Raw genomic sequence first — 8,276 nt, forward strand, 5'->3', positions numbered from 1 at the left:
GTTAAAGGCCGCGCACGCGCTGGCACCCCTGGAGGCCCGCGCGCTTTTGTTTCAGGAGCAGACAAGTGACCAAATTCACGAAAATCGAAGTCTCTTCGCGCGCGAAGGCTGGTAAGGGGGCAGCGCGTGCAACGAGGCGTGCCGGGCTCGTGCCCGGTGTCATCTACGGTGCAGGCCAGGAACCCGTCCTGATCGCGCTCGACCCCCGTATCGTCCACCGCGAGCTGCACAAGTCCGGCTGGCGTTCGCGCATCTATGACATTTCGGTGGAAAAGGGCGCATCCGTGCATGCCCTGCTGCGCGAAGTGCAGCTGCACCCCGTGTCCGACGCGCCGATCCATGTCGACTACCAGCGCCTTGCCGCTGGCCACAAGGTGCATGTGGAAGTGGAAATCCGCTTCGAGGGCGAAGAAGTCTCCCCCGGTGTCAAGCGCGGTGGCGTGATGAACATTGTCCGCCACACGGTGGACGTTGTGGTCGATCCGGCCAGCATCCCCGAGTTCTTCACCGCCGACCTGTCCAAGCTCGACTTCCACGACAACGTGCGCTGGGAAGACCTGAAGGGCACGGAAAACGTGACCCCCGTGCTGCATGACAACAACTTCGTCATCGCCAACGTGGCACCGCCCAGCGTTGATGAAGACGCCGAAGCCGCCGAAGGCGAGGCAGCCGAGGGCTGATCCACCCCACCGCCCGGATACACGACAGGAGATGAACGATGCTGCTCTGGACCGGTCTTGGTAACCCCGAGCCGGGGATGAGCCGGAATCGTCACAATGTCGGGTTCATGGCGGTGGACCGGATTGCCGACCGCCACGGGTTTTCCCCGTGGCGCAGGCGCTTCCGTGGCGAGGTGGCCGAAGGCATGGTGGGGCGGCACAAGGTGCTGCTGCTCAAGCCCATGACCTACATGAACCTCTCGGGGGAGAGCGTTCAGCAGGCGGCGGCCTTCTACAAGCTGCCAGCCGAATCGATCACGGCATTCCATGATGAACTTGACCTGGAGCCCGGGCGCATCCGCGTGAAGCGTGGCGGCGGGGCGGCCGGGCATAACGGCCTGCGGTCGATGGATCGCATGCTGGGCACGAAAGATTACTGGCGCGCGCGGCTGGGTATCGGGCATCCCGGCAGCCGTGAGCGTGTAACGGGCCATGTGCTGGGTGATTTCTCCCGCACGGACCGCGAGTGGCTGGACCCGATGCTTGATGCGCTGGCCGATGAGGCCGTGCTGCTGGCGGACGGCAAGCCGGAACTGTTCATGACAAGAATGGCCGCGCAGGCCGGGGAGTAAGGGCGTATGGGCTTCAACTGTGGCATCGTGGGCCTGCCGAACGTAGGCAAATCGACGCTGTTCAACGCCCTGACCGAGACTGCTTCGGCGCAGGCCGCGAACTATCCGTTCTGCACCATCGAACCGAATGTGGGCCGCGTGGCGGTGCCCGATGCGCGGCTGGCCAATCTGGCGCGTATTGGCAAGTCCCAGAAGATCCTGCCTACCAGCCTTGAATTCGTGGATATCGCGGGCCTGGTGCGCGGCGCCTCACGCGGGGAAGGGCTGGGCAACCAGTTCCTGGCCAATATCCGTGAGGTGGATGCGATCATCCACGTGCTGCGCTGTTTCGAGGATGACGACATCACGCATGTCGAAGGGGGCGTCGACCCCATCCGTGATGCGGAGATCATCGAGACCGAACTGATGCTGGCCGATCTCGAATCGCTGGAAAAGCGGATCGTGGCGCTGCAGAAGAAGGCGCGCGGCAATGACCGCGAGGCGGCGGCCCAGGTCGAACTGATGCAACCGCTGATCGAGGCGCTGCGGGAAGGCCGGCCCGCGCGTGAGGCGATCCCGGCAGGGCAGGAAGAAGCGGTGCGCCGCCTGCAGCTCATGACATCGAAGCCGGTGCTGTATGTCTGCAATGTCGATGAAGGCTCGGCCGCGACAGGCAACGAATTTTCCGAACGTGTGCGCGCCCGCGCGGAAGCGGAAGGGGCCGCCATGGTCGTGGTTTCCGCCGCGATCGAGGCCGAGGTCAGCCAGCTTGGCGCGGAGGACCGCGTGGAATTCCTGGAAGGTCTCGGCCTGAAGGATAGCGGGCTGGACCGTGTGATCGCCGCCGGTTACCGCCTGCTGGGCCTGAGCACCTACTTCACCGTAGGGCCGAAGGAAACACGGGCCTGGACCATTACCGAAGGAACAAGGGCCCCGCAGGCCGCCGCCGTGATCCATAATGATTTCGAGCGGGGCTTCATTGCATGTGAAACCATTGCATATGATGACTATATCGCCTGCAATGGTGAGGCAGGCGCGCGTGAAGCGGGCAAGCTGCGCATCGAGGGGCGGGACTATGTGGTGCAGGATGGTGATGTCCTGCTGTTCCGCTTCAACGTCTGATACGGGCGCGTTGCCCGTGTGGTGACGAACATCAGGGAGTTACGGATCATGGATCAGGCTGTTGCAACCCCGGCGCAGGCAGAGGCACCGCAGCCGGACGTGATCCGCGCCATGGCGGTTGCCGCCCGTGCCGCAGGCCGTGTGCTGGCCCGCAGCACGACCGGAACCCGCAACAGGGCCCTGACCGCCGCAGCCGGTGCGCTACGGGCCGCACAGTCCGAACTGCTGGCGGCCAATGCGCGCGATGTCGCGGCCTTTACCGGCACCCCGGCCTTTCGTGACAGGCTGACCCTGACCCCCGGGCGGGTCGAGGCCATGGCGCAGGCGCTGGAACAGGTGGCCGGCCTGCCGGACCCGGTGGGGCGTGTCATGGCGGAATGGGACCGGCCCAACGGGCTGCGTATCCGCCGTGTGGCGACCCCGGTGGGGGTAATCGGCATGATTTATGAAAGCCGCCCCAATGTGGGCGCGGATGCGGCAGCGCTGTGCATCAAGTCCGGCAATGCGGTCATCCTGCGCGGCGGGTCGGACAGCCTGAACAGCGCGCGGGTGATTCACGCCGCCATGCAGGCGGGGCTGGAAGCTGCCGGCCTGCCGGTGGACTGCGTGCAGATCCCCCCCGATGCGGACCGTGCCCATGTGGCATCCATGCTGGGGGCAACCGGGCTGATCGACCTGATCATTCCGCGTGGCGGCAGGTCACTGGTCGAGCGGGTCTGTGCGGAAGCCCGCGTGCCGGTGCTGGCCCATGCCGCAGGGCTGTGCCACACCTACGTGCATGCGGCGGCCGATCTGGAAATGGCGCGGCGTATCGTGCTCAACGCCAAGCTGCGCCGCCCCGGCATATGTGGCGCGACAGAGACACTGCTGGTGGATCAGGCGATCGCCCCCAGGATCCTGCCCGGCCTGATCGAGGACCTGGCCACCCGTGGCTGCACGTTCCGCGCCGATGACCGCGCGCGTGATATCGTGCCCGACCTGCCTGCGGCAACGGAAGAAGACTTTGCCACCGAATGGCTGGACGCGGTGCTGTCCGTGGGCGTGGTGGACGGTGTGGAGGACGCGCTGGACCATATCGCCCGCTACGGCAGCGCGCATACCGATGCCATCGTGACCGACGATGCCGTGGCGGCCACGACATTCCTGAACGGGACGGACAGCGCTGTCGTCATGTGGAATGCTTCCACCCAGTTCTGTGATGGTGGTGAATTTGGTTTCGGGGCCGAAATCGGCATTGCTACCGGGCGTTTCCATGCCCGTGGCCCGGTCGGGCTGGAACAGCTGACCACCTACCGGTACGAGGTGATCGGCACCGGGCAGGTCCGGGCCTGAATACTGGAACGGGGCGTAGGCATGGGGCCGGCAGTACCTGTTCAGGGTGATGGACGGCATATGCGCGTGGGCCTGCTGGGGGGATCGTTCAACCCGGTGCATGAAGGTCATATCCAGCTTGCATGCCGGGCGTTGCGGCAGCTCGGGCTTGATCAGGTATGGTTCCTTGTCTCGCCGGGCAATCCGCTCAAGCCGGTTGCGGGCATGGCGCCGCTGCCGCAACGGCTGGCCGGTGTGCGCCGCCGCATCCGGGGCATATGCGGCAGGAAGCTGGTGGCGACCGATATCGAAAGCCACATGGGCACGCGCTATACGGCCGACACGCTGGCGCGACTGAAGCAGCTGTTTCCGCATGTGCGGTTTGTCTGGCTGATGGGGGCGGACGGGCTGGCCCAGATGGGGCGGTGGCGACGGTGGCGGGATATCGTGCGCATGGTTCCGCTCGCGATCCTGCCGCGACCGGGCTATAATCCTGCCGCATTGCGGGGCCAGATTGCCAGCAGGCTTGCGCGCTGGCGGCGCCCGGCACGGCAGGCTGGCATACTGGCAATGTGCACACCACCGGCATGGGTCTTTCTTCCCGCGCCACAGAACGCTATATCAGCTACAGAAATACGTGCATCGCAGGCCGATCGTGGCCACCGACGGGAGTAACAGCCATAACCAGAAAGCCTACAGCCGAGGGCAGCGCCAGGCGCCGCACCGGCAGCACCCTTCCCGCCGGGCAACCGCGCGTGGTGACCACAGGCGCACTGGGCAGTGCCGTGCAGGTACCGGGCACGCCACGCAAGAAAGCGGCGGTGGCCGGGCCCACATCCGGCCAGGCGCGTGAGACGGACCCCCGTGTAGACCAGTTCCTGGACATCATCACCACCAGTCTGGAAGACGACAAGGCCGAGGACATCGTGGTGATCGACCTGACCGGACGGGCCTCCTTTGCCGACCGCATGGTCATTGCAACAGGCCTGGCGGACCGGCAGATCACGGCCATGGCCGCGCATATCGACCGCAAGCTGGGAGAGGCCGGACTGAAGCGCATCCGTACCGAAGGGGCAAGCGGCTCCGACTGGGTGCTGCTGGATGCGGGCGATATCGTGGTGCATCTGTTCAAGGCCGAGGCACGTGCGCTGTACGGGCTGGAGCGGATGTGGGGCGCTGATCTGGACGTGCCGCCGGAGGCGCCAGCCACCCCGGTGGAATAGCCCTTGTTTCACCTGATTGCCGTAGGCCGCATGAAGGACCGGGTGGAGCGTGACCTGTTTGAACGCTACGCCACCCGGCTTTCGCCGCGCATCAAGCTGACCGAACTGGTGGAAGGGCGGGGTGCCCCCAACGAGATCAAGCGCCGGGAGGGGCAGGCAATCCTCGCCGCCCTGCCGGACCGCGCACTTGTCGTCGCCATGGATGAGGGGGGCCGGACATATGACAGTCTGGCCTTTTCGCGCGCGGTGCAGCAGTGGGTGGAAACCCCACGGCCCCTGTGTTTCGTGATTGGTGGCGCGGAAGGGCTTGATGCCCCGGTCGTGCAGCGTGCCGACCATACGCTTTCACTGGGCAGGATGACGTGGCCGCACATGCTGGTACGTGGCATGCTGGCGGAACAGTTATACCGTGCCCGCGCCATTTCCACGGGCCATCCCTACCATCGCGCCGGCCGGCCCTGACGGACCCGCCGGTTTTTTCAGCCTAGCGCAGGGAACGATTCGGAGCGTCATCCGTATAGGCCAGTGAAGAAGACGCATGTCCGGCAAGCCCCTCGGGCGCTTCCGCCACTTCGGTGCCGTTATGATGGGTACGGGCCTGCGCCATGACAGCGGGGCTGTTGCCGTGCATTGCCTTGCGATACGTGGTCAGCATGACATCCGACCCGGAAGCGGGACGGGCATAGATGAATCCGTAGGTGGGATAGATGCTGCCAAATCCCCCGCTACGGTTGTTCAGCGCCACGCGGACCGCCGACCAGTCATTGTTGGGGGAAACGTCAATCACCGGAACGGACCGGCTGATGCCGCCCTGGCCCCAGTGCGACTGATCAATGACGATGGTGCGGTTGTTGACAAGCTGCCGCACGACGGCCACATGACCCAGCGGCATGCGGCGCGTACCACGGAAGTTGAGGACGCTGCCTTCTTCCGGTGCGCTGCCGCGGGCATAACGTCCGGCTGCATTATACCACCAGTCCACCGCATTGCCACGAATCTCGACATCCGATGCCGACTTGGCGAAAGCCACGCACTGAATCACATGCCCACGCTCATGTCCGTGGCGCACAAGTGCATGGTGGATGGAATGGCCATGCGTGGCGGTATGCGCGGTGGCGGGATGGACATGACCGGCATGCCGGCCCGTGCTTGCGTGTCCCTGTTCCGAAAACATGAATCCGAACGTGGCGCTGAGAACGGAAAGCAGGACGCCACGCTTCAGGTTTCTGATCCACATTTTCTACAATCTCTCCACCACCTTGGGGTGATTCTTTAATGACTGGCTCACATCGTGTTCATCGACTAGCAAGCCCTTTGCAAGTCTGACAAGCCTGCGCTGTGAAGGATGAACAGCAATGGGGCATATTTCATCTAAAATCGGCACTTTAATAAAAAAATAGGAATAAATTCTTTATTCGGACCAATTAGTCCCTGTTTTTCGGCCATAAAAGGGCAGGAATCATTCAATAAGAACAGAAGCAGAATGATTCTGGGGAGACGGGTAAGTTGCAAAAATGTGACATGTTTTAAGCGTGCCTTCCCGTCCCCCCGTTCATCTTACTTGGTGGCGATCACCATGATTTCGACCAGCACTTCCGGCCGGGCCATCTTGGCTTCCACGCAGGCGCGGGCGGGGGCGCCATCCTTGGGCAGCCAGGGGCTCCACACGGCGTTCATGGCATCACGGTCATTGATGTCCTTCAGCCAGATCTGCGCCTGCAGCAGGCGGGTATTGTCGGTGCCGTGCAGTTCCAGGGCCTCGTCAATCTGGGTCAGGATATCCTTTGTCTGGGCCGTGATGTCGGCGGACAGGTCGCGGGCCACGAATCCCTGCGTGAACAGGAAGCCATGGTATTCCACGACCTTGGACAGGATGGGATTGGGCTCGGTGCGGATGATCTTGCTCATGTCATTATCCTAGCTTGTTGGCAGGCATGCGGGCTGGCCGCATGTGCTGCCTTCTCTCTTTGCGCCGGTATGCCCCGAGGTCAACCGCCTGCGAACATGCGGGCAAACGCCGCCAGGCGGGCCGGTGTATCAAAATCCTCGGTTATTTCCATGCCGGCTTCCACCTGCTGCATTTCCGCGCCGTACCGGTCCAGCAGCCCCCGCGCACCTTTATCTCCCTTCTGGTCCATAAGGGTCGGGAACAGGCTTCGGTTCCACAAAATCGGGTTTCCGCGCCGGCCATCATGCACCGGCATGACACCGGGGCAGTCGGGATGGGCCGTGAAAACCGCGATCATGCGGTCGAGCAGGGAGGGGGCGATACATGGCATATCCCCCAGGCAGATCAGTGCTCCCCTCACGTCATGCTGGCCTGCCAGCTGTATGCCTGCGGCCAGTGTGCGCGAAAGGCCGGCTTCATGGTTGCGCGCGCTTATGAACAGCGGGTTACGGCCGGGGGGAATGCCACGTCGGGCGGCGGCATGGATGTCCGCGCTGCGGTGCCCGTATGCAATGATGAGCGGGTCGGCCTGGCTGGCCGCGACCGCGCGCAGCGTGCGGGCGATCATGGGCAGGCCGGTGGCGTCGGGGGCCAGCAGCTTGTGCGCGGGCGCCGTACGGCTGGATGCGCCCGCCGCCAGGACGATGGCCGCCACGCGCGGGCGGCCCGTAATCATGCCCGGAATCCCGTCATGCCCGGCCGCCGCCCACTTATGTCCAGCCCGAAATGCGCCCCAGCGGTCTGTCATGACGCACGGCCACGATCTCGGCAAGGATGGACAGGGCGATCTCCGCCGCCCCTACGGCCCCGATGGCAAGCCCCACGGGGCCATGGATGCGGGCGACCTGCGCGGGCGTGAACCCTTCCTCCCCCAGTCGCGCCATGCGTGAGGCCTGGGTTTTGCGGGAGCCCAGCGCACCGATATAGAACGCATCGCTGCCCAGGGCGTATTGCAGGGTCGGGTCGTCCAGCTTGGCGTCGTGGGTCAGGGTTACGATGGCGGTCTGGTTATCGACCCCCATCTGTTCCAGCGCCTCGTCCGGCCAGTCGGTGTGCAGTGGAATGCCGGGAAAGCGTTCGGGCGTCGCAAGCTGGGTGCGCGGATCAACCACGGTGACGCTGAAGCCGGTTGTCTGCGCCATGGGGGCGAGAACCTGCGCAATATGTACCGCACCCACAATGATCAGGCGTGGCTGCATGGGAACAAGATGCAGGAACCATATGGCCTGGCCCGCCTCGTTCTCCAGCCGCAGGCTGCGCCCGGTGGCAAAGACTTCCGCTGCCCTGGCATGCAGGCCAGCGTCCACCCCACCGGCTGCCGGAACGGCCGGGTCCTGGTAGAGCAGGCATGTCCGGCCTGTCGCCAGTTCGGTCGCCATGATGACCGGTATGCGCGCCTGCC

The 8,276-nt window shown here is 64.5% G+C and carries 11 protein-coding genes (1 of these 11 cut by a window edge); 7 read left to right on the top strand and 4 right to left on the bottom strand.

From position 1 onward, the window contains the following. Positions 1-65 precede the first annotated feature (65 nt). The 7 genes from LDL32_RS13830 (at position 66) to LDL32_RS13860 (ending at position 5,388) form a co-directional block, all read left to right on the top strand. The gene (locus LDL32_RS13830) at positions 66-680 is read left to right on the top strand and encodes a 50S ribosomal protein L25/general stress protein Ctc (RefSeq protein ID WP_233067871.1); all 615 of its coding nucleotides are present in this window, start codon (positions 66-68) and stop codon (positions 678-680) included. A gap of 38 nt (positions 681-718) precedes the next feature. Beyond that, on the top strand, positions 719-1,291 hold the full coding sequence (gene pth / locus LDL32_RS13835) for an aminoacyl-tRNA hydrolase (protein ID WP_233067873.1): 573 nt from the start codon (positions 719-721) through the stop codon (positions 1,289-1,291). A gap of 6 nt (positions 1,292-1,297) precedes the next feature. Then, positions 1,298-2,392, top strand: coding sequence for a redox-regulated ATPase YchF (ychF, locus tag LDL32_RS13840; protein WP_233067874.1), 1,095 nt, complete (start codon positions 1,298-1,300; stop codon positions 2,390-2,392). A 48-nt stretch (positions 2,393-2,440) separates the two neighbouring features. Then, complete coding sequence (locus LDL32_RS13845; RefSeq protein ID WP_233067875.1) at positions 2,441-3,724, top strand: glutamate-5-semialdehyde dehydrogenase; 1,284 nt, start codon at positions 2,441-2,443, stop codon at positions 3,722-3,724. A gap of 21 nt (positions 3,725-3,745) precedes the next feature. Continuing rightward, positions 3,746-4,378 carry a nicotinate-nucleotide adenylyltransferase gene (locus LDL32_RS13850; protein WP_233067876.1) on the top strand — a complete coding sequence of 211 codons (633 nt, stop codon included), beginning with the start codon at positions 3,746-3,748 and terminating at the stop codon, positions 4,376-4,378. Positions 4,379-4,461: 83 nt separating this feature from the next. Next, the gene (rsfS, locus tag LDL32_RS13855) at positions 4,462-4,926 is read left to right on the top strand and encodes a ribosome silencing factor (protein WP_370636773.1); all 465 of its coding nucleotides are present in this window, start codon (positions 4,462-4,464) and stop codon (positions 4,924-4,926) included. A gap of 3 nt (positions 4,927-4,929) precedes the next feature. After that, positions 4,930-5,388, top strand: a complete 459-nt coding sequence (locus tag LDL32_RS13860) for a 23S rRNA (pseudouridine(1915)-N(3))-methyltransferase RlmH (protein WP_233067877.1) — start codon at positions 4,930-4,932, stop codon at positions 5,386-5,388. Positions 5,389-5,410: 22 nt separating this feature from the next. On the opposite strand, the gene LDL32_RS13865 is transcribed toward LDL32_RS13860, so the two are convergent. The 4 genes from LDL32_RS13865 to LDL32_RS13880 all read right to left on the bottom strand — a co-directional run. Then, a complete protein-coding gene (locus tag LDL32_RS13865) occupies positions 5,411-6,163 on the bottom strand; it encodes a CHAP domain-containing protein (RefSeq protein WP_233067878.1) in 753 nt (250 codons plus the stop codon). Between the two features lie 320 nt (positions 6,164-6,483). Beyond that, positions 6,484-6,834, bottom strand: coding sequence for a RidA family protein (locus LDL32_RS13870; RefSeq protein WP_233067879.1), 351 nt, complete (start codon positions 6,832-6,834; stop codon positions 6,484-6,486). 80 nt (positions 6,835-6,914) lie between these two features. Next, positions 6,915-7,550, bottom strand: coding sequence for an NTP transferase domain-containing protein (locus LDL32_RS13875; RefSeq protein WP_233067880.1), 636 nt, complete (start codon positions 7,548-7,550; stop codon positions 6,915-6,917). Positions 7,551-7,584: 34 nt separating this feature from the next. Then, positions 7,585-8,276: the 3' portion of an XdhC family protein gene (locus LDL32_RS13880; protein ID WP_233067882.1), read on the bottom strand. 388 nt of this gene lie beyond the right edge of the window; only the last 692 of its 1,080 coding nucleotides appear in the window; its start codon lies off the right edge, out of view — the gene reads right to left on this strand; it ends in the stop codon at positions 7,585-7,587.

This window comes from Komagataeibacter sp. FNDCF1 (genome assembly GCF_021295335.1).
Lineage (GTDB): Bacteria > Pseudomonadota > Alphaproteobacteria > Acetobacterales > Acetobacteraceae > Komagataeibacter.